The following is a 19,972-nucleotide window of genomic DNA, read 5'->3' as shown; positions in this document are numbered from 1 at the left end:
AGCTCATGCAGGTAAAGCTGCTGTCGCCGTCCCAATGGTCGGCATCCAAAGAGAAGATTACCCGATTTCTGTACCGGCACGGCGACAGCCGCATTACCCACGGCGGGCTGGCCGCGCTGAACGCGCTGACGCCTTCCCGCCTGGCTGCGGGCCGCTCGGCCGACGGCGCCGCGGCAGCCGTCGCCGTCGCCATCGAGCACGGACGGCTGGCGGCCGTCGCATTCGCAGAGGACGGCGGCGAACGCGCCTGCCTCGTCGTCGTCTCGCCCGAATTCCGCGGCCAAGGGACCGGCAGCGCGCTGCTCCGGGCGCTGCACCGCAGGCTCGGCCGCTTGACCTGCAGCGTGGCCTCCGATAACGCATCCAGCATGAATATGTGCTTCCGGGCGGGCATGAAAGCGGTAAGCCTGCACAACGGCCCGACCGGCAAGCCGACCCTTCGATTCGAACGCTAGGAGGAACCTCTATGGGTCAGCCGGTTCTCGGCATCTTAACCCTCTATCTGAACGACCGAGGCCTCATGGAAGAGAAGAGCATCTACGCGCGGATGACGGACGCCGGCAAAAGCCTCGGCCTGGACATCTTCGTCTTCACGCCGGCGGACGTCAATTATTCGACGAACCGCATCCACGCGCACATGTACGATCCGACGACGAAATCCTGGATCCGCCGCTGGCGCTCCTTTCCGCATATGATTTACGACCGGTGCCGCATCCAAAAGAGCCACCGGTTCGCGCAGCTTGGGCAATTCCGCCGGAAATACGGCCACCTGACCTTCCTCAACCGGGTGCTGCGCAACAAATTCACGGTCTACCGGACGCTCGGCCGCGAAGAGCGGTTCCGGCCGCATCTGCCGCTGACGCGGATGTACGAGAACCAGAACGACCTGACCGAGCTCATCCGCAAGTATCCGCTCGTCTACCTGAAGCCGATCAACGGCACGGGCGGCCGCGGCATCCTCCGCATCGAGCGGGAGCAGACGGGTACCTACCTGATCCAGGGCCGCGATCAGTCCCGCCGGATCATCAGCCCGCAGCGGGTCGGGCTCGCGGGCCTGCACGGCCGGCTCCGCAAATGGGACCTGAAGGAAAACCGGTACCTCGTGCAGCAGGGCATCCAGCTCAAGCTGCCGAACGGCCGGGTGCACGACTACCGCATGCTCGTGCAGAAGAACCGCAGCGGCGAATGGGAAGTGACGGGCTGCGCCGGCCGGATCGGCGCGAGCGGCAGCATCACGTCCAACCTGCATGGCGGCGGGCAGGCCGCGAAGATGCGGACGCTGCTCGGCGACTGGATCCGAAGCGAGGACACGGTGACGAGCGTCATCCGCAAAGCCGAGGAGTTCGGCGTGGACGTCGCCGCGTATTTGGAGAAGTCGTACGGCCGGCTGTGCGAACTGGCGCTCGATCTGGCGATCGACCGCAAGGGACAGATCTGGCTGCTCGAGGTCAATCCGAAGCCGTCGCGCGAAGTGTTCATCCAAGCCGGCGAACGCGAGACATACCGGCGGGCCATCATCCGGCCGCTGGAATACGCGGTATGGCTGTACGAGCAAAAGCAAAAGCGGAAGACGAGCGCGGAGACCGCGAACATGCGGCACGAGCTCGACTGAAAGCCGAATAACCCGGCCGCGCGAGGCGCGAGCCGGGTTATTGTCGTATATTCGCAGCGTGGCCGATGCCCCGGGCGAGAGGCGCTGTAGCCGCCGTCTAAGGCTGCTGCAGCTCCTCCGGCACGAGCGCCAGCAGCTCGCGGAAGTCCGCGATGAGCGCGTCGGAGCCGTTCAATTCCTCCTGGCGGCCGTAGACCGCGTAGGCGCAGCCGACGACCTGCAGCCCGTTCCGCTTGCCGGCCTCCACGTCCGAGGAACGGTCGCCGACCATCCAGGCCGAACGGACGCCGTGGTCGCGCAGCAGCCGCTCGACGAGGTGCACCTTCGACGCGGTGCCGTATTCGCCGGCGCTGTACAAGCCGTCGAACAGCGGGCCGAGTCCCTTCAGGCGGACGATCTCCTTCACGTAGCGCTCGAGCCCGTTGCTCGCCACGAACAGCTTGAAGCCCTGCGCCTTCAGCGCGGCAAGCGTCTCCGCCACGTGGGGGTAGAGCGAGCCCTCGCCGTTCTCCAGTCCTTCGACCTCGTACTGGAGCAGCAGCTCGTCGGCCCGGCTGCGGGCGGCCTCGGAAGCGTCCGGCATGACCTTGCGCCAGATGTCCGCGAGCAGCATGCCGAGGCAGCCGAGCAGCGTCTCCACGGGGGGCGTCGGCTGCAGATACAGCCCTTCCGCCCGCAGCGTCGCGAAGATCCGTTCATGCACCCCTTTAAGCAGGGTATCGGTCTCGAACAGTGTGCCGTCCATATCGAAAATGAGTGCTTCCGGCCGCGGAAGCGTAACGCCGCTTTGCATCGTGCAACTCCCTTTCCAGTCCGTAATGCCCTTAATCATACTGGAAAAGAACGCCGCCGCGCAAGAAGGAACCAGCCCTTGCGGCGGTCGCCGCGGTTGTCTCGGGCGCGGCGATTGGCTCCGGGCTGCCGTGCCCGGGACGGCCCGGCAGCCCGGAGCCGCGTGAGCCGCGCAGGAGGCGCGGCCCCTGCTCCTACCATTTCGCCGGATCGATATCGCCCGGCTTCAAGCCCGCCCATACGTTCCGGATATCGGCCTGCTCCGGATGCTCGAAGACCAGGAACGCGGACGGCAAATACCGCCCTTCGCTGCTCTTGGTCGACGGCTTGTTCAGCACCGCGCCGTCCTTCACGAGTACCGTCGAGGAGCCGCCGTCGAGGTTCGCCGCGATGACCGCGCCGCGCGCCAGCATGATCTGCTGCACGTCGTACAGGTTCGCGCCGATGCTGTGGCCCGGCTGGCGGCCGTCGATGACGACGAACAGGATGGCGCCGTCCTCGCGCTGGCCCATCGCCGTGCGCGGGGCGATGCCCCAGCCGTCGGCGGCGTTCTTGATCTGCCCTTTGCCGTTCACGATGATGCGCGGCTGGAACGTGACCGCTTCCTTAACGCCCATTTGCTGCAGTTCGTTCAGCGTGTACCGGCCGGCGACCATCTTGCCGCTGCCGTCGATGCCGACGACCTGCGTCGACTTCGAGCGGCCTAGGTCGCTGTAGAACAGCTTGCCGCCCGACATGACGATGCCGATCGGCTGGAAACCGTTCCCTTCCCAGTTCGGGTCGGCGAAGCCGCCGCCGTTTACGCCGGCGATGGCGCCGGTCCGCTGCACCATGCTCGTGACCCGCTCGCCCCGGCCCGGCTTCGCGGGCACGGCGACACGGATTTTGGTCGGATCGTTGACCGTCATGACGTAGCCGCTGTAGCCGTGCCCGGAGATCGGCTCGATCTCGACAAGCGGCTTCTCTGCCTCGCCGGCATCGGCTGCATCCGCGGCGGGCGCAGCCGCCCCCGCCGGCGGCGTGTGGATGACGTGCGTGTCCCGTTCTTCCCCCATGGCTTCGAACCGCGCCTGATACGCTTGCACGCGCGCATCCAGCGCCTGCTGCCCGATTATATATTTCGCCCACTTCCGATGCTGGGTCGTAATCAGCGTGTCCGCGGCCAAGTAGCGGATATCGGTGCCGGACGGCGTCAGGAACAGCCAGCCCGCCCCCGCCGCGCCAAGCGCCAATAGAATCGCGAAAACGACGGCCGTCCGCCGGAACCGTTTGCGCTTACGTTTGGCCGCGCGTTTCGGTGCCGCTTTCCTCTGCGGCCGCCTGCCTCTGGCAACGCCGGCGGCATCGGCGGAAACTCTCGTGCTCACATGTCGTCCTCCCATTCGCTTCTCCGACTTGCTTAGAAGACGAGAATCGACCGCGAAAAGTTTCAGGATCGGCCCGCAAGCGACAAATGCCGCGCGCTTTCGCAGCGGTTCGCCGCCCAAGGGCCGGTTTCGCCTGGCGCAGACGATAAGCTGGCTATCGGCCCGGAGGGCGGTATGCCAGCTTCTTGCTTGCGGCCGCAACCCAGCTGTGATTCGGCCGGGAACACCGCGGCAGCCGGCGGAAGACGGAAGACACGGCAAAAAGCCCCCGCGGCCTACTCGCCGCTAGGGGTTTTGCCAATCGTCAACGTCGCTAGAACACCTTTTTCGTCTCGCGGTCGGCCTTGATCATCTCCACCGCTTCCTTGAAGCGCATGGCGTGGACGATTTCCCGTTCGCGCAGAAACTTCAGGCTGTCCTGCAAATCGACGTCGTCCGTCATGTCGATGATCCACTGGTACGTCGCCCGCGCTTTCTCCTCTGCCGCGATGTCCTCGTACAGGTCGGCCAGCGGATCGCCCTTCGCCTGAATGTAGGCCGCCGTCCACGGCACGCCGGACGCGTTGTTGTAGAACAGCGCGTTGTCGTGAATGACGTAATGATCGCCGAGACCCGCCGCCTCCATCTGCTGCGGCGTGGCGTCCTTCGTCAGCTTGTAGATCATCGTCGCGATCATCTCCAGATGTGCGAACTCCTCGGTTCCGATGTCAGTCAGCAGCCCGATGACTTTATCCGGAATGCTGTAGCGCTGATTTAAGTACCGGAGCGCGGCCGACAGCTCGCCGTCCGCCCCGCCGTATTGCTCCACCAGATAGCGGGCTACCCGCGGATCGCATTTGCTGACCCGCACAGGGTATTGGAGCTTCTTCTGATATATCCACACGAGCGTTCCACCTCCCTCGACGCTTAGGTTACACCTGCCACGGCCAGGGGCTTTCGACCCACTGCCACGGATACTTGGAATAACTGTGCCCGAACTGCATGAGCGGTCCGTAATGCATCTCGAACTGGTGCGCGCTCTGCATGCGCTGCTGGGCCAGCTGGTTGAACTGCTGCAGCGCCTGCAGATCGTTCGGGTGCGTATCGAGGTAAAGCGACAATTCGACCAGCGCGAATTCGATCTGCTGCAGCTCGAGCAGCATGCGGTAATACTGTTCGTCCAGCGTCTGGTTATTGTTCACTTTCTTCCGGCCTCCCCATCTGGCATTTGGATTCGTACGGGCCGTATAACGCCGGCCACAGCGTACCCCTCATGAGCGCCTCCGGCAGCGGGAACTGCGGGAGATTCATCGGCTGGTACGGAATGTACTGGTTCGGCGGGACATAGTAGACTTTCACGTATTTCGGCGGGCACGGGTCGCATGGGCCTATAAAGGGACACCATTCTCGCGTCGGATTTACCGCATTCAATTTCGCTTCCCCTCCTCATGATGAACATGCGGACATTTTTCGATTGCCACTCCTATTCTTATGACGCAGGCAGGGCGATCTTGCTTGGCCCGGTGGATTAAACCTTGGCGCAAAGCAAAAAAGCCCATGTCCGCCGACATGAGCTCTTCGCGTATGTATGGGTTGCCGTCATTCGCCGAACCCCGTAATTTCGGGTTCTTCTGCCTTCGTCCGGTAGATGAAGACGCGCAGCACGCGCAGCGGCTCGCTTTCCGCTACTTCGAACACGTAGCCGTCGAATTCGACCTTCTTGCCCCGCTCGGGATTGCCCTCGAGCTTCGTGAACAGCCAGCCGCCGATCGTGTCGACGTCCTCATCTTCGATGTCGAGGTCGAACATGTCGTTGATTTCCTCGATCAGCATGCGGCCTTCGACGGACGTGACGTCGCCCTTAACGACAATATCCGGCTGCGCGTCGTCGAATTCGTCGTGGATTTCGCCTACGATTTGTTCCAGGATCAGCTCCGTCGTCAGCATGCCCGCCGTCCCGCCGTATTCGTCCACGACGATCGCCAGCTGCGAGTGCCTGCGCTGCATCAGCTGCAGGACATGGCTGACCTCCATCGATTCCGGCACGTTCAAGATCGGGCGCAGGTAGCGCCGCAGATCGTGCTCCTCATCCGGATCCGCGGTCAGCAGATCGGTAATGTGCACGAAACCGATCAATTGGTCCTTGTCCTCAACGCAGACGGGATACCGCGTATGCTTGCTCGCATAGACGGTTTTCAAATTTTCTTCGAACGGCAGGTTGGCATACAGGCAGTCCATGTCCGTCCGCGGCAGCATGACTTCCCGGGCCAGCCGGTCGGAAAATTCGAAAACGTTATCGAACAGCGCCAGTTCGTCCTTGTCGATGATGCCGCTCTTCGCGCTCTGGTCCATCAGGATGCGGATCTCTTCCTCGGTATGAGCCGAATCGTGCTCGCTCGCCGGCTGTACGCCGAACAGGCGCAACAGCCGGTTCGCCGACCCGTTGAGCAGCCAGATCGCCGGCAGGAACACCCGGTAAAAGTATAGCAGCGGCATGGACGCGAACAGCGACGTACCCTCGGACTTCTGGATCGCGAGCGACTTCGGCGCAAGCTCCCCCAGCACGATATGGAGGAACGTGATGCACAGAAATCCGATCACGACGGAGACCGTATGCATGAAGGCGCCGTCGTCCAAGCCGAGCATATGGAACAGCGGTTCCACGATCAGATCGGAGATGGCGGGCTCGCCGACCCAGCCAAGGGCGAGCGATGCGAGCGTGATGCCGAGCTGCGTCGCGGAGAGATACGCGTCCAGCCGCTGGTTGACCTTGATCGCGTACTTGGCGCGCGCGTTGCCTTCGTTGACGAGCTGCGTCAGCCGGGACTGCCTGACCTTCACGAGCGAAAATTCGGCGGCGACGAAAAAGCCGTTTAACAGCACGAGAATGAGAACGATGCAAAGATTCCAAAAGATCTTCCCGAATTCAAATTCCTGCAAAAGTCGTTTCCGCTCCTCTCATCGGCCTTGCGGCCGCTGTCTCTCTGACTGTCGCCCGCCGCTACAGCGCCGCTTGGCGCGTACCGAAATCCACGTCGCGGTAATACATGTCCTTCACGAGCAGATTGGGGCCGCAGCACGAGGCGGCGGGACAATGGCAGTCCACGCTCTCCGCGAGCGGATGGGACAGCCAGCGGTCGAACAGATCGTCCAAGCGGTCCTGCTTGACATTGCCGAAGGACGGCACGTCGGAGAAATCGGTGACGAATACGTCTCCCGTGAACAAATTCACGTTCAGCCGGTTCCGGCCGTCGGGGTCGTTGCGGACCGTGACGTTGGGCTCGCCCGCCAGCCGCCTCAGCAGCTCGCGTTCCTCGGCATCCTCGCTGCAGCCGTAGAACGGCAGCGTGCCGAACAGCATCCATAGCGACGGATCCCGGCTGTCCAGCAGATCTTTCACCGCTTCGCGCATGGCGGCCGGCGAGATCACCGGCAAATCCGCGGCGAATGCGCTCGGATACATCGGATGCACTTCGTGGCGCTTGCAGCCCATTTCGACGATAAGCCGGTGAATCTCGGGCATTTTCCGGTGCGTGCGGAAGTTGATCATGGATTCCGCGGACACGAAAAGCCCGCCATCGCTAAGCTTGCGCGCATTGTCCATCATGCGCTCGTACATGCGGCCGGCGACCGGCATCGGCACCGGATGGCCGCTCTTGGCGAACCCGATGGCGTGAAAATCGTCCGCGGACGTATAGTTGAACGAGATATGCATGACGTCCAGGTAAGGCGCGATCGCCTCGTAACGCGAGTAATCCAATGTAATATTGGAATTGAGCTGAGAAAATATACCCCGGTCCCGCGCATATTGAAGCAGCGGAATCATGTATTCCTTGACCGTCCGGTCGGAGAAGGTCGGCTCCCCGCCGGTGATGCTGATCGTCTTCAGCTCGTCGATCTCGTCCAGCCGGCGCAGCATGAGCGCGAGCGGCAGCTTCTCGGGCTCGGCGAGGACGAGGGTGTCCCCGACCGCGCAGTGCTCGCAGCGCATATTGCACAGATTGGACAGCGTCATCTCCACGCTCGTGAGCCGATGGCGCCCATGGCGGCGGAGCGAATGAATGGGATCCCAAGGGTCGTCCTTGAGGGTAAACGGTAACGGTATTGCGTTCAACATCTGTTCAGCACCTGACTTTTCAACATAATCGCCTGCCGTTCTTCGCGGCTTGTTCTTATTGTAATGTCCGGGGACGACGGATGCAAACGGGTTTCGGCGGCGCTCGTCCCCTAACCGCCGTTGCAGCCCGAGCTTGCACCTATGAGAAAAGGAGCCTTTCGGCTCCTTGTACCTCGTATGTCCCAGGCGCGGAAGCGTCCGTTACGAGCTCGCCGCCCCGGCCATCGGCCGCTTCTCGCTTTCGTTCACGCCGACGATCATCGCCGTCAACTCCTTGGACAAGTCCACCTCGTACGGCGCGTGCAGCGCTTCTCCGTTCTCGTCGCTCAGCACCCGGACGACGGGCCGGTGCGGGCAGGACGAATGGATGTCGACGACGACACCGCGTTCGCCGGTCTGCAGCTTGACGCTGATGCCGAGCGGGTAGATCGCGAGCTTGTCCCGGAACAGCTGAAGCATCCGCTGCTCGTAGAGGGTCCCGCTTCCGGCGTACAGCGACTCCGCGGCCTCGTGCGGCAGCATCGGGTCGCGGTAGATCCGCGCCGTCGTCATGGCGTCGTACGAATCGACGATCCCGATCCATTTCGCGTACTCGTGGATCTGCTCGCCCCGGATGCCTCGCGGGTAGCCGCTGCCGTCGAGCCGCTCGTGATGCTGGTACGCGCAGTGCGCAGCCAAGAGCGGAATGTTCGGCTCATCCTTGAGCAGGTGGAAGCCGCGCTCCGTATGCCGCTTCATCTCCTCGTATTCCTCGCGGGAGAGCTGCGCTTCCTTCTTCAAGATGTTCACGTTGATCTGCGTCTTGCCGATATCGTGCAGCACTGCGCCAAGACCCAGCGTCATCAGCTCGTCGCGGGTGTACCCGTTCGCGATGCCGAGCACGGTCGAGTAAACGGCCACGTTCAGCGAATGATGGTAGAGATAATTGTCGACGATGCCCATGTTCATCAGCATGACCATGGCGTCCTTCTGACCGGTCAAATCGTCGATGACCATGCCCATGACTTGGCGGAACGCCTTGCCGATGTACGGATACGTCACGCCGCTCTTCCGGTTCGGCCGGTCCATCAGGTTCCGGAAGTTGGTGCGAATCTCGGTGAGCGCGCGGCGGCGCGTCTCTTCGCTGATCAGATCCGGCACGACCAGGTCAGCCGTCCTAGGATCTTGGATATATACGAAATGAATGCCGCATTCATAGAGGCGAGTGATAAGCTTCTGGGTTAGTTCGACGTCGGCGCCCAGCAGCACGAGGCCTTCTTCGGAATAGATCTTCTTCGCGAGCCGCATGCCGGGCTGACACAGTTGGACGGGCAATAAACGCATCTTATCGACCCCTGATCTGCTTCTATTTTCCTATTTAAGGATAAGTCCCGTAATGTTAATGTAAGGGATTTAGGAAAAAAGAGCAAGAACAGATTCGCCAAATGTCGACAAATTCTCCCTATCTCATGACGAAAATCCAGAACGCCGCCGCCAAAACGAAGCGGTAAATGGCGAAATGCGTCAGGCGGATTTTCTGAATGAAACGCAGGAACAGCACGATGACGAGCCATGCGACCACGAACGAGACGATGAAGCCGACGATGAAGAACGACAGATTGTCGCCCGTGATGTATTTGTAGCTGTCGAGCATCTCATAGCCGGACGCGGCCACCATGATCGGAATGGCCATCAGGAACGAGAAGTCCGCGGCGGCTTTATAGCTTGTCCCGACGAGCATCCCGCCCGCGATCGTGGAGCCGGAACGCGAGAAGCCCGGCCAGAGCGAGAGGCACTGAAGCAGGCCGATCCCGAATGCCTGGCGGTACGAGATGTCGTCCATCGTCTCCGATTTGACGCGGATGCGGCCGGAGTTCGACAGCTTCTCCGCGACGATCATGTAGATCCCGCCGATGACGAGCGACAGCAGCACCGGCGCTTGGTTGAAGCCTTCGCCTTTAATGACGTCCTTCAATACGAAAGCGAGCAGCATGGCCGGCACGATGCCGAGCGCGACGTGGATGAGATTCAGGCGCTTGCGGCGCGGCGCGGCATGGCCGGACGTGATCGTGCCGAGCGATTCCGTGCGGCGCGAGAGCCCGAACAGATCCGCGATCCGGCTGCGGTACACGAGCGCGATCGCCAGGATGGCCGCCAATTGAATGATGATTTCGAATGTCACGATGGCCTGGTCGTCCGATGCGATGCCGAGCAGCTTGTTCGTCAAAATCATGTGACCCGAGGATGAAACGGGCAAAAATTCGGTTAAGCCTTCCACGATTCCTAGAATAATCGAATGAATAATGTCTCCCATTTTACCCTCCTGAAACTGTTATTGCCGGATTCCTGCCTGACGATTTGCGTAAAGCGCGGCGCCCTTGGGAAGACGGCGCGCTTTCGCCGCTTGCATCGATCCGCGCGGTCTATATCGCTGACCAGCGCGTCCGGAAGCTGCCCGCGACGGACTCGCCGTCCTGCAGCTCCCGCTCCAGAACGTCGCGAATGAATTCGGGCAGAAAATACGCGACGTCCGTGCCGTTCTTGATTTTCTCATAGCCGACGCCAAAGGTAAACATGTCGATCGTCCCAACCGCGTACGCGCGGTCGTCGTCGAGCGGTTCCCCGTTCACGGCGACGGAAGCGATCCTGGCGCCCGGCGGTCCGGCGGGGTCATACCGGATTTCGAGCCCGTCCACCGCGAGCGTCCCCAGGAAGAGCCCCCGGAAGCCGAAGCCGCGGATCGGCTTCTCGATATAGTCGGGCAGCAGCGCTTCTTCCAGGCTCGCGCGGATGTCGCGGCCCGTCAGCGTCAGGCGGCACGGATTGATCGGCGACGGGCACAGGGCGTGCAGATCGCCGGCCGTCACGCCGCCTGCGGCCAGGCCGCCCAGCAGCTGGCCCGCGTTCACGAGGCCGATCTCGGCTCCCGTCCAGCGGCGCAGGCCGGTGGCCAGCAGATTCGGAAGCGGCGACTCCTGCCCGTAAACCGCGGGAAGCGGCGCCGGCAGATCGGCGACGACGCGGGCGAGCCGCGGCCCGCTATCCGCGAGGAAGCCGCCGATGACGGCGCTCGCGGCCGGGTCCTCGGGATAGGCGGCCATCGGCACGCAGCCGGCTTCGACCGCCACGCGGCCCGTCCCTGCGTCGTAGCGGATGTCCACCCGCCCGACGTAATCCCCGTATTTGCCGGCCGCGCACAGGTACGTTCCGGCGACAAGCTCGGGCTCTTCCAGCAGATGATGCGTATGCCCGCCCAGAATGACGTCGATGCCCGGCACCGTCTCGGCCAGCCGCCGGTCGAACGGCAGCCCGGCGTGCGACAGGACGATCACCACGTCCGCCTCGGGCCGCACCGCCTCGACCTGCTCGGCCACCGCTTGGAGCGGGTCGGACGCGTCCCAGCCCAGCAGCGCGTAAAACTGCGCGAACGCCGCGGTCGCGCCGACGAGGCCGAAGCGGATGCCGGCCTTCTCGATCACCGTCCGCGGCAGCATCCAGGCCGGCCGGCCGCCGTCCTCGCTCCGGAACAAGTTCGCGCACACCGTCCGGAATTTCGCCCGCTCGCCGAACGCTTCGTCCAGCTGCTCCGGCGTGAAGGTCAAGCCTTCGTTGTTGCCGAGCGTCGCGGCGTCGTAGCCGGCCGCGTTCAGCAGCTCGACATTCGCCAGGCCGTCGCTCGCTTCCGTCTCGACCCGCATGCGGTCCATGTGATCCCCGATATCGAGGACCAGCACATGGTCGTTCCCGTACTCGCGCCGCGTTTTCTCGATGTAAGCCGCGATCTTGGCCGCCTGCTCCAGCCTGCTGTGGATGTCGTTGCTGTGAAGCAGCACGACGTCAGGCGCTTTCGTTGCCGATTCCTTCATGACTGCCTCCCGGTTCTGTGCGGCGTTGGTTATGGCTTCTTGATTCGCAAGTCGTCCGCCGAGAACGTCCGCTTGAACCCGTACGACGCTTCGCCGCGCCGCGCTTCGTCGCGCAGGAACCGGCAGGCGACGATGCTCTTGACGTTCAGGCATTCGCTCGACCCGTTCGGAACGTAGAGCCGGATCGGCCCGTTCTTCGGCAGGGGCGACCCGGCGAGGGCGAACTGCACCGCCGCGTCCGCCAGCTGTTCCCACGGGATGACGGCTTCGAACGCGTCGGCGCCCTCGAGCTTCAGGTGTGTCGGCAGCGGCTCGCCGAGACCGGCTGCGCTCTCCCGCTCCCGGAACCGGGCGAACCAGGCTCCGAAATCGAACGCCTCGCCGGCGGCGCCGTTCACGCGCTCGGCCAGCGGAAAGACGGCGCCCGCCATGACGGCCATCTCTTCCGGCGACAAAAAGACCGGCTCCCGGTTTCCGTCATGCACGGCAATCCGTTGCTGCTGCTGCGTCATCGGTTTATCCTCTCCGTCCGTCCCGTAGTTGCTGCTTGCTGGTTCGACCTTGAATTCATGTTCATTCTTAATAGGGCGGCTTCATGGGCCGCCGTCCCTCGCGCTTGCCGCCGGCTCGCCCGCGGTCAGCCGCCGATCTGGGACATCCGGCGCGCCGTCGGCTCGTGGGACTGCGCTTCGTCCGCCAGCTTGGCGGCCATCTCGTGGTTGCGCGGCTTGATCGCCAGCGCCTTCAGGAACAGCTTCTCCAGCTCTTCCGGACTCCCCAGCGCCGGCTTCACATTCAGCTCATCCACCCAGTACAGGCAGGGCTGCAAATTGCCGTCCGCCGTCAGCCGCAGCCGGTTGCACCGCGTGCAGAACTGGTCGCTCACGGGGTGGATCAGCCCGAACGTGCCCGCTCCGCCCCGGATGCGGTAATCGTCGGACGGTCCGTTGCCGAGGACGTCTCCGATCCGCTCGTAGGCCAGGCCGAGCTCTCCGGCGATCTCCAGCACACGCGACAGCGGCAGGTAGTGGTTTCGCCAGTTGTCGTCGGCATGGCCGATCGGCATATATTCGATGAACCGGACATGGAGCGGCCGTTTGACCGCCATATCCAGAAACGCGGCGATTTCGTCCTCGTTGACGCCCTTCAGCAGCACGCAGTTGAGCTTGATCGGCGCGAAGCCCGCGTCCGCCGCGGCTTCGATGCCTTCCAGCACGCGCCGCAGCTCCCCGCGCCGGGCGATGAACCGGAACCTCGCCGCATCCAGCGTATCGAGGCTGATGTTGACCCGCTTCAGGCCCGCGGCCCGCAGCGCCTCCGCCTGATCCGCGAGCAGCACGCCGTTGGTCGTTAACGAGATGTCCTGGATGCCGGGGATGGAGGCCAGCTCCCGCACCAGTCCGGGCAATCCCGGCCGGACGAGCGGCTCTCCGCCCGTGATGCGCAGCTTCGAAATGCCGAGACGGGCGCCGGCGCGCACGACTTCGGCGATATGGCCGTATCCGAGCAGATTTTCCGAAGGCTCGAATTGCACCCCTTCCTCCGGCATGCAATACAGACAGCGCAAATTACAGCGGTCCGTCACGGAAATGCGCAAATAATCGTGGACGCGTCCGAATCGATCGGTTAACGCTGACATGGCTCGCACTCTCCTTTGCGATTCTTCCGTTACTCCTCCTAGCATAACATTTTTGCACCCGATATGGTATGCTATGGGAACCATTACCCTTTGAAGCGAGAGGATTTTTGACATGACTGTGAAATGGAACGTCCGGCTGTTCGCCGGCCTGGCCGACCGCCTCGGCGGCCCCTCCGCGGAGCTCGAGCTGACCGCGGACGAACTGACCGTCGCACAGCTCAAAGACGCGCTCGCCGCGCGCTATCCGGCGCATGCTCAGCTGATCGCCGCGTCGTTCATGGCGCGTAATCAGGCCTATGCGGCGGACGGCGAGCCGGTGCGGGCGGACGACGAACTCGCGCTGCTCCCGCCCGTGTCGGGCGGCGAAGATGAGCCCGCCGCCGATGAAACGGCCGGAGGCGCGGACGCCCGGTACCGGGTCACGCCCGAGCCTTTGTCGGTGGAAGCCGTCACGGCGCAGGTCATCGTGCCGAACAACGGCGCAGCGCTGACGTTTACGGGCACGACGCGGGAATGGACGCACGGCCAGCGGACGGTCCGCCTGGAGTATGAAGCCTACGTGCCCATGGCCGTCAAGACGCTGCGGCAGATCGGCGACGAAATCGCCGAACGCTGGCCCGGCACGATGTGCGCCATTTGGCATCGGACCGGCGTCGCGGACATCGCCGAGATCAGCGTCGTCATCGCCGTCTCCTCCCCCCATCGGGAAGGCTGCTACGAAGCGAGCCGGTACGCGATCGAGCGTCTGAAGCAGATCGTGCCGATCTGGAAGCGGGAAATTTGGGAGGACGGCTCCGAATGGAAGGGGCATCAGCAAGGTCCGTGGAATCCGATGGCGCAAGGTCCGTCTGAAGCGTAAGGCCCGGCTTAACAAGCGGCGGTATCGTGCCGATAAGGTATATAGGCCTTTGTACTCGGCTGCGATATAGGACCTTATTGCCCATTTTTTGGTAATCGCTGCCAATAGCCTACTATCTTGCCCATTTTATGGCCGCTTAGAGGTGGATCATGCATATTCATGTGACGGAGCTGCAAGAAGGAGACAGACTGATAGGCGATACCTTTAACGCCTACGGCCTGCACGTGCTGTCCGCGGGCAAGGAACTGAACGCGGCGGATATCGCGAAGCTGTTCCAGCATCGGATCGACTACGTTGACATCGAGGCGAGAGCGGCGGAGGAGCCGGCGATCCGCACGATCGAATCCGGATTGAACCCCAAGTGGCTGCCGACCGTAGGTCCGGTCTATCAGGACGCGGTCAACGGCTGCGAGCAGCTGTTCCAAGAAGCGTTCCAGCACGGCAAAATCGCCGAGGACGACGTCGTCCAGACGTTCCAGCCCCTCGTCGACAACTTCAAGATGGAACGGGACGTCGTCTCGATGCTGCTGCTGCTGAACACGAAGGACGATTACACGTACCAGCATTCCGTTCAAGTCGGCATGCTCTCGTACTATCTGGCTTCCTGGCTCGGGTACGGCGAAGAAGCGGCGGTCAAGATCGGACAAGCCGGTTTCCTGCACGACATCGGCAAGTGCCAGATTCGCGACGACATCCTGAACAAGCCGGACAAGCTGTCCGAGGACGAATTCGAGACGATCAAGCAGCATACCGTCTTCGGCCACCGCATCATCCGCGAGTCGTTCGGCGAATCGATCGCCGCCACGGTCGCGCTCGAGCATCACGAACGGATCGACGGCACCGGCTATCCGAACTGCCTGCCCGGCTCCGCCATGCATCCCGTCTCCAAGATCGTCGCCGTCGCCGACGTCTACAGCGCGATGATCTCGTCCCGCGTCTACCAGAAGAAGCGCGACCTGCTGCACGTGCTGAAGGAGCTCTACCGGATGAGCTTCGCCGAGCTTGATCCCGAGACGACGCATACGTTCATCCGCCACATGATTCCGAACTTCATCGGCAAGCGGGTCGAGCTCGAATCCGGCGAGACAGGCACGATCGTCCTGACCCACTCGTCCGACTATTTCCGGCCGCTCGTCCGCCTGGGCGAACGCTTCGTGGATTTGGCGGTCGAACGCGACTACGAAGTCAAGCACGTGTTCATGTAGTGTTCGAGCGATCCGCATGCTCGGCTCGCTCGAACACGGCGCAGCGCAAAAAACTCCGGGAAAGCTTCCAGCGAAGCCTTCCCGGAGTTTTTTCGTTCGTTCGGGGACGATGCGGCGATCGTGGTACGTTAGCCGATCGAGCCTTCCATCTCGAATTTGATCAAACGATTCATTTCGACCGCATATTCCATCGGCAGCTCTTTCGTGAACGGCTCGATGAAGCCCATAACGATCATTTGCGTCGCTTCCGCTTCCGTCAGACCGCGGCTCATCAGGTAGAAGAGCTGGTCCTCAGACACCTTGGATACCGTCGCCTCGTGCTCGAGCGTGATGTTGTCGTTCATGATTTCGTTATACGGAATCGTGTCCGACGTCGACTGGTTATCGAGAATGAGCGTATCGCACTTGATGTTCGCCTTGGAACCTTCGGAGTTGCGTCCGAACGACGCCAAGCCGCGGTACGTCACCTTGCCGCCGTGCTTGCTGATCGACTTGGAGACGATCGTGGACGTCGTGTCCGGCGCGAGGTGCGTCATCTTGGCGCCCGCATCCTGGTGCTGGCCCTTGCCCGCGACGGCGATGGAGAGCACCATGCCTTTCGCGCCGCGGCCTTTCAGGACGACCGCCGGGTATTTCATCGTCAGCTTGGAGCCGATGTTGCCGTCGACCCACTCCATCGTCGCGTTCTCTTCCGCGACGGCGCGCTTGGTGACGAGGTTGTAGATGTTCGGCGCCCAGTTCTGAATCGTCGTATAGCGGCAGCGCGCGTTTTTCAGCACGAGGATTTCGACGACCGCGCTGTGCAGCGAGTTCGTGCTATAGATCGGCGCCGTGCAGCCCTCGACATAGTGCACGAAGCTGTCTTCATCGGCCACGATGAGCGTGCGCTCGAATTGGCCCATGTTTTCGGAGTTGATCCGGAAGTACGCCTGCAGCGGAATTTCGCATTTGACGCCCTTCGGCACGTAGATGAAGCTGCCGCCGGACCAGACCGCGCTGTTCAGCGCCGCGAACTTGTTGTCGGACGGCGGAATGATCGTGCCGAAATATTGCTTGAAGATTTCCGGATATTCGCGAAGCGCCGTGTCCGTATCGGTGAAGATGACGCCCTGCTTCTCCAGATCTTCCTGCATGCTGTGGTAGACGACCTCGGATTCGTACTGCGCGGATACGCCGGCGAGGAACTTCTGCTCCGCTTCCGGAATGCCCAGCTTATCGAACGTTTCCTTGATCTCGGCCGGCACCTCTTCCCATGTCTTGCCTTGCTTCTCAGACGGGCGGACGTAATACTGGATATCGTCGAAATCCAGATCGTCCATGTTGCCGCCCCATTTCGGCATCGGCATCTTGTTGAACTGCTCCAGCGCCTTCAGCCGGAATTCCAGCATCCAGTCCGGCTCGCCCTTGATTTCCGAGATCGTGCGCACGACCTCCGGCGTCAAACCTTTGCCGGATTCAAAAATCGCCTTATGCTCGTCGCGAAATCCGTATTTGTATTCTTCCAAATCTGGCATTTGCTTCGCCATCGTTACGGCCTCCTTCTTCCTGATTCATAAGTCCTGCGTCTTACTTCTATGATACGCGCCGGGGCGCGTTATAATTGCTGACGGTGCTCGATGCCCTTGCGCAGCGCGTTCCACGACAGGGTCGCGCACTTGATACGCGCCGGGAATTTCGTGACGCCGGACAGCGCCTCGATATCCTCGAGTTCGTCGAACTCCGCGATTTCGCCTTTGATAAAAGAAGAAAATTTCTCGGCCAGCGCCAGCGCCTCTTCCGTCGTCTTGCCCTTGACGGCTTCCGTCATCATGGAAGCCGAGGACATGCTGATGGAGCAGCCTTCGCCGGTGAATTTGGCCTGCTTCACGATATCGTCTTCCACCTGCAGCTGCAGCGTGATGCGGTCGCCGCAGGTGGGATTGTTCAAGTTGATCGTCAGCGAGTCGTCGTCCAAGCTCCCGCGGTTGCGCGGGTTCTTGTAGTGATCCATGATCACTCTGCGGTACAGATCATCCAATTCCATAACCGAAGAACTCCTTTGTCTGCTGGAGGCCGTCAACGAGCCGTTCAACGTCCTCTTCGGTATTGTATAGATAGAAGCTTGCTCTAGCCGTCGACGAAACATTCAGATACCGCATAAGCGGCTGGCAGCAATGATGGCCCGCGCGGACGGCGATGCCCTTCGTGTCCAGCACCGTCGCCACGTCGTGCGGGTGTACGTCTTCGAGATTGAACGTCACGAGACCGACGCGGTTCTCCGTCGGCCCGAAGATCGAGATGCCTTCAATCGTGCTCAGACGGTCGTAGGCATAGGCGGCGAGCTGGTGCTCGTGCCGCTGGATGTTATCCAGCCCGACTTCGTTCAGGAAGTCGATCGCCGCGCCGAGGCCGACCGCCCCGGCGATGATCGGCGTGCCGCCTTCGAACTTCCACGGCAGCTCCTTCCACGTCGAATCGTACAGGTCGACGTGATCGATCATCTCGCCGCCGAATTCGACCGGCTCCATCGCTTCGAGCAGCGCCTTCTTGCCGTACAGAGCGCCGATGCCGGTCGGCGCGCACATCTTGTGGCCCGAGAACGCGTAGAAGTCGCAGTCCAGGTCGCGAACGTCGACCTTCATGTGCGGCGTGCTCTGCGCGCCGTCGACGACCATGACCGCGCCGCGCTTGTGCGCGATCGCCGCGATTTCCTTGATCGGGTTGATGACGCCGAGCACGTTGGACACGTACATGACCGAGACGATCTTCGTCCGGTCCGTGATCGTCGCTTCGACGTCCTCGAGCCGGATGGAGCCGTCCTTTTGCAGCGGAATGTATTTGAGCGAGGCGCCCGTCGCTTTCGCGACCTGCTGCCACGGGATGAGATTGGAGTGGTGCTCCATTTGCGTAATGACGATTTCGTCGCCTTCGCCGCAGACGGCTCTCGCGTAGCTGGACGCCACGAGATTGAGCGCCGTCGTCGTGCCGCGCGTGAAGATGATTTCCTGCGGGCTGGCCGCGTTCAGGAACTTGGCTGTCTTCTCGCGCGCGCCTTCGTACGCGTCCGTGGCGCGCGAGCCGAGGGTGTGAACCCCGCGGTGCACGTTGGCGTTGTCGCGCTCGTAATAGCGAACGACCGCATCAATGACGGAACGCGGCTTCTGGGAAGTCGCCGCGCTGTCCAGATAAACGAGCGGATGCCCGTTCACTTGTTGATGCAGGATCGGAAATTGCTCTCTGATCGCATGCACGTTCATCCTTCAAGCTTCCTTTCCAGCAGACGCTGGAGCTGTTCCCGAACCGCGTCGACCGGTATTTCCGTCACGACCGGCGTCAGGAATCCGTAGATGATGAGGCGCTCCGCATCCTTTTTCGAAATGCCGCGGGACATCAGGTAATAAACTTGTTCGGGATTGACTTGGCCGACGCTCGCCGCGTGGCCCGCCTTGACGTCGTCCTCGTCGATCAGCAGGATCGGGTTGGCGTCGCCGCGCGCTTTCGGGCTCAGCATGAGCACCTTCTCGGTCTGCTGGCCGTTCGACTTCGTCGCGCCCTTCTCGATCTTGGTCACGCCGTTGATGATCGCCGTCGCCTGGTCCTTCATGACCGCGCGGGTCACCATGTCGCTCTCCGTGTTTCGCCCGAAATGGACGGCGCCGGTCGTCAGGCTCATCTGCTGCGACTTGGAGCCGATGCTGATGACCTTCGCGTCGGACGATGAACCGTTGCCCTTCAGCAGCGACTGCGTCTCGGACAGCGTGTGGCCGTCATGCAGGTCGCCGATGACCCATTCGACGCGGCCGTCGTTCTCGACGACGGCGCGGCGGACGGTCAGGTCGACCAGATTGCCGTCCATATTGTGAACCGTCGCGTAGCGGACGTGCGCGCCCGGCTTGACGATGACTTCCACGATCGTCGGCTTCGTGACCGGCTTCGCGGCTTCGCCGTACGTGCTGACCACGTTGTCGACGTACGTGACGCGGCTGTGATTGTCAGCCACGACAAGTACGCGAGGCGCGAAAGCCGCTTCGGCGTCGTCGCTGTACAGCAGCGCCTGCAGCGGAAGCTCCACTTCGACGTTCTTCGGCACGTACAGGAAAACCCCGCCGTTCCAGATCGCCGATTGCAGCGCCGTCAGCTTGTTCTCGTCCTGCGGAACGGCTTGGAACAGATACTTCTGCACCAGGTCGCCGTGCTCGCGCGCCGCGGTTTCGAGATCCGTGAATATGACGCCTTTCGCCGCAAGCTCAGGCGACAGCTGACGGAGCACGCTGGCGGAATTGCGCTGCACGACGAGGCCTGCCGGGGATTGTCCGGCCAGTTCGCGGACCGCCTCGGGCAGCTCTTCCGCGGACGCGATCGCGGCCTGCGGCTTATGCGCGCCGACGGCCGTCAGGTTCCAGCGGCCGATGCGGACTTTCTCGGGCGTCGGCCATTCCAGCGTTTCCGCCAGCTCGGCGCCCTTCGTTCTAATCTCTTCAAGCCATGCCGGCTCGCCTTTGCTTTGGGACAATGCCGAAACGGTTTGGCGGTTTACCGGAGTCGATAGTTGTGTGCTCATTTCCAAAAACTCCTCTC

At 62.3% G+C, this 19,972-nt stretch carries 20 protein-coding genes; 4 read left to right on the top strand and 16 right to left on the bottom strand.

What is annotated here, in order from left to right; all coding sequences use genetic code 11:
* The first annotated feature begins 5 nt into the window (after window positions 1–5).
* Window positions 6–455, top strand: coding sequence for a GNAT family N-acetyltransferase (locus ACFPB1_RS08265; protein ID WP_379223904.1), 450 nt, complete (start codon window positions 6–8; stop codon window positions 453–455).
* A gap of 11 nt (window positions 456–466) precedes the next feature.
* Window positions 467–1,612: a YheC/YheD family protein gene (locus ACFPB1_RS08260; protein WP_379223902.1), complete on the top strand. Its 1,146-nt coding sequence runs from the start codon at window positions 467–469 to the stop codon at window positions 1,610–1,612.
* 97 nt (window positions 1,613–1,709) lie between these two features.
* Here ACFPB1_RS08260 and ACFPB1_RS08255 read toward each other — a convergent pair whose 3' ends face one another.
* From ACFPB1_RS08255 to moaA, 12 genes are all read right to left on the bottom strand, one after another.
* Window positions 1,710–2,405 (bottom strand): HAD family hydrolase, encoded by a 696-nt coding sequence (locus tag ACFPB1_RS08255; protein ID WP_379223900.1) that lies wholly within the window; start codon window positions 2,403–2,405, stop codon window positions 1,710–1,712.
* A 193-nt stretch (window positions 2,406–2,598) separates the two neighbouring features.
* Complete coding sequence (locus ACFPB1_RS08250) at window positions 2,599–3,771, bottom strand: phosphodiester glycosidase family protein (protein WP_379223898.1); 1,173 nt, start codon at window positions 3,769–3,771, stop codon at window positions 2,599–2,601.
* Between the two features lie 313 nt (window positions 3,772–4,084).
* A complete protein-coding gene (locus ACFPB1_RS08245) occupies window positions 4,085–4,654 on the bottom strand; it encodes a manganese catalase family protein (RefSeq protein WP_379223896.1) in 570 nt (189 codons plus the stop codon).
* 28 nt (window positions 4,655–4,682) lie between these two features.
* Window positions 4,683–4,913 carry a spore coat protein CotJB gene (locus tag ACFPB1_RS08240; protein WP_208848191.1) on the bottom strand — a complete coding sequence of 77 codons (231 nt, stop codon included), beginning with the start codon at window positions 4,911–4,913 and terminating at the stop codon, window positions 4,683–4,685.
* A gap of 28 nt (window positions 4,914–4,941) precedes the next feature.
* A complete protein-coding gene (locus tag ACFPB1_RS08235) occupies window positions 4,942–5,109 on the bottom strand; it encodes a spore coat associated protein CotJA (RefSeq protein ID WP_379223893.1) in 168 nt (55 codons plus the stop codon).
* A gap of 240 nt (window positions 5,110–5,349) precedes the next feature.
* Window positions 5,350–6,690 carry a hemolysin family protein gene (locus ACFPB1_RS08230; protein ID WP_379223891.1) on the bottom strand — a complete coding sequence of 447 codons (1,341 nt, stop codon included), beginning with the start codon at window positions 6,688–6,690 and terminating at the stop codon, window positions 5,350–5,352.
* 61 nt (window positions 6,691–6,751) lie between these two features.
* The gene (yfkAB, locus tag ACFPB1_RS08225) at window positions 6,752–7,867 is read right to left on the bottom strand and encodes a radical SAM/CxCxxxxC motif protein YfkAB (protein WP_379223889.1); all 1,116 of its coding nucleotides are present in this window, start codon (window positions 7,865–7,867) and stop codon (window positions 6,752–6,754) included.
* A 201-nt stretch (window positions 7,868–8,068) separates the two neighbouring features.
* Window positions 8,069–9,190 (bottom strand): HD-GYP domain-containing protein, encoded by a 1,122-nt coding sequence (locus ACFPB1_RS08220; RefSeq protein ID WP_379223887.1) that lies wholly within the window; start codon window positions 9,188–9,190, stop codon window positions 8,069–8,071.
* A 118-nt stretch (window positions 9,191–9,308) separates the two neighbouring features.
* Window positions 9,309–10,160, bottom strand: coding sequence for an undecaprenyl-diphosphate phosphatase (locus tag ACFPB1_RS08215; RefSeq protein ID WP_379223885.1), 852 nt, complete (start codon window positions 10,158–10,160; stop codon window positions 9,309–9,311).
* A 109-nt stretch (window positions 10,161–10,269) separates the two neighbouring features.
* Complete coding sequence (locus tag ACFPB1_RS08210) at window positions 10,270–11,712, bottom strand: bifunctional metallophosphatase/5'-nucleotidase (protein WP_379223883.1); 1,443 nt, start codon at window positions 11,710–11,712, stop codon at window positions 10,270–10,272.
* Window positions 11,713–11,741: 29 nt separating this feature from the next.
* Window positions 11,742–12,224, bottom strand: coding sequence for a hypothetical protein (locus tag ACFPB1_RS08205; protein WP_379223881.1), 483 nt, complete (start codon window positions 12,222–12,224; stop codon window positions 11,742–11,744).
* A 125-nt stretch (window positions 12,225–12,349) separates the two neighbouring features.
* Complete coding sequence (moaA, locus tag ACFPB1_RS08200) at window positions 12,350–13,351, bottom strand: GTP 3',8-cyclase MoaA (protein ID WP_379223879.1); 1,002 nt, start codon at window positions 13,349–13,351, stop codon at window positions 12,350–12,352.
* Between the two features lie 112 nt (window positions 13,352–13,463).
* On the opposite strand from moaA, the gene ACFPB1_RS08195 reads away from it, so the two are divergent.
* Together ACFPB1_RS08195 and ACFPB1_RS08190 are read left to right on the top strand one after the other, a co-directional pair.
* On the top strand, window positions 13,464–14,210 hold the full coding sequence (locus tag ACFPB1_RS08195; protein ID WP_379223876.1) for a molybdenum cofactor biosynthesis protein: 747 nt from the start codon (window positions 13,464–13,466) through the stop codon (window positions 14,208–14,210).
* A 149-nt stretch (window positions 14,211–14,359) separates the two neighbouring features.
* Window positions 14,360–15,415 carry an HD-GYP domain-containing protein gene (locus tag ACFPB1_RS08190; RefSeq protein ID WP_379223874.1) on the top strand — a complete coding sequence of 352 codons (1,056 nt, stop codon included), beginning with the start codon at window positions 14,360–14,362 and terminating at the stop codon, window positions 15,413–15,415.
* 128 nt (window positions 15,416–15,543) lie between these two features.
* On the opposite strand, the gene sufB is transcribed toward ACFPB1_RS08190, so the two are convergent.
* The 4 genes from sufB to sufD form a co-directional block, all read right to left on the bottom strand.
* Window positions 15,544–16,941: a Fe-S cluster assembly protein SufB gene (sufB, locus tag ACFPB1_RS08185; RefSeq protein ID WP_379223872.1), complete on the bottom strand. Its 1,398-nt coding sequence runs from the start codon at window positions 16,939–16,941 to the stop codon at window positions 15,544–15,546.
* 68 nt (window positions 16,942–17,009) lie between these two features.
* Window positions 17,010–17,438, bottom strand: coding sequence for a Fe-S cluster assembly sulfur transfer protein SufU (sufU, locus tag ACFPB1_RS08180; RefSeq protein ID WP_379223870.1), 429 nt, complete (start codon window positions 17,436–17,438; stop codon window positions 17,010–17,012).
* A complete protein-coding gene (locus ACFPB1_RS08175) occupies window positions 17,425–18,651 on the bottom strand; it encodes a cysteine desulfurase (RefSeq protein WP_379223867.1) in 1,227 nt (408 codons plus the stop codon). The genes sufU and ACFPB1_RS08175 overlap by 14 nt, the downstream gene beginning before the upstream one ends.
* Window positions 18,648–19,955 carry a Fe-S cluster assembly protein SufD gene (gene sufD, locus ACFPB1_RS08170; protein WP_379223865.1) on the bottom strand — a complete coding sequence of 436 codons (1,308 nt, stop codon included), beginning with the start codon at window positions 19,953–19,955 and terminating at the stop codon, window positions 18,648–18,650. Before sufD ends, ACFPB1_RS08175 begins: the two co-directional genes overlap by 4 nt.
* Window positions 19,956–19,972 lie beyond the last annotated feature (17 nt).

Source organism: Paenibacillus sp. GCM10023250 (assembly GCF_042653205.1).
Lineage (GTDB): Bacteria > Bacillota > Bacilli > Paenibacillales > Paenibacillaceae > Paenibacillus_Z.
Note: the sequence above shows the minus strand (reverse complement) of the source record. Positions and strands in the feature narration are given on the sequence as shown.

Coding starts and splice junctions, on each gene's coding strand:
- ACFPB1_RS08265 (WP_379223904.1), top strand. CDS start 6: ATGCAGGTAAAGCTGCTGTCGCCGTCCCAATGGTCGGCATCCAAAGAG.
- ACFPB1_RS08260 (WP_379223902.1), top strand. CDS start 467: ATGGGTCAGCCGGTTCTCGGCATCTTAACCCTCTATCTGAACGACCGA.
- ACFPB1_RS08255 (WP_379223900.1), bottom strand. CDS start 2,405: ATGCAAAGCGGCGTTACGCTTCCGCGGCCGGAAGCACTCATTTTCGAT.
- ACFPB1_RS08240 (WP_208848191.1), bottom strand. CDS start 4,913: ATGCTGCTCGAGCTGCAGCAGATCGAATTCGCGCTGGTCGAATTGTCG.
- yfkAB (WP_379223889.1), bottom strand. CDS start 7,867: ATGTTGAACGCAATACCGTTACCGTTTACCCTCAAGGACGACCCTTGG.
- ACFPB1_RS08220 (WP_379223887.1), bottom strand. CDS start 9,190: ATGCGTTTATTGCCCGTCCAACTGTGTCAGCCCGGCATGCGGCTCGCG.
- ACFPB1_RS08215 (WP_379223885.1), bottom strand. CDS start 10,160: ATGGGAGACATTATTCATTCGATTATTCTAGGAATCGTGGAAGGCTTA.
- ACFPB1_RS08210 (WP_379223883.1), bottom strand. CDS start 11,712: ATGAAGGAATCGGCAACGAAAGCGCCTGACGTCGTGCTGCTTCACAGC.
- ACFPB1_RS08205 (WP_379223881.1), bottom strand. CDS start 12,224: ATGACGCAGCAGCAGCAACGGATTGCCGTGCATGACGGAAACCGGGAG.
- moaA (WP_379223879.1), bottom strand. CDS start 13,351: ATGTCAGCGTTAACCGATCGATTCGGACGCGTCCACGATTATTTGCGC.
- ACFPB1_RS08195 (WP_379223876.1), top strand. CDS start 13,464: ATGACTGTGAAATGGAACGTCCGGCTGTTCGCCGGCCTGGCCGACCGC.
- ACFPB1_RS08190 (WP_379223874.1), top strand. CDS start 14,360: ATGCATATTCATGTGACGGAGCTGCAAGAAGGAGACAGACTGATAGGC.
- sufB (WP_379223872.1), bottom strand. CDS start 16,941: ATGGCGAAGCAAATGCCAGATTTGGAAGAATACAAATACGGATTTCGC.
- sufU (WP_379223870.1), bottom strand. CDS start 17,438: ATGGAATTGGATGATCTGTACCGCAGAGTGATCATGGATCACTACAAG.
- ACFPB1_RS08175 (WP_379223867.1), bottom strand. CDS start 18,651: ATGAACGTGCATGCGATCAGAGAGCAATTTCCGATCCTGCATCAACAA.
- sufD (WP_379223865.1), bottom strand. CDS start 19,955: ATGAGCACACAACTATCGACTCCGGTAAACCGCCAAACCGTTTCGGCA.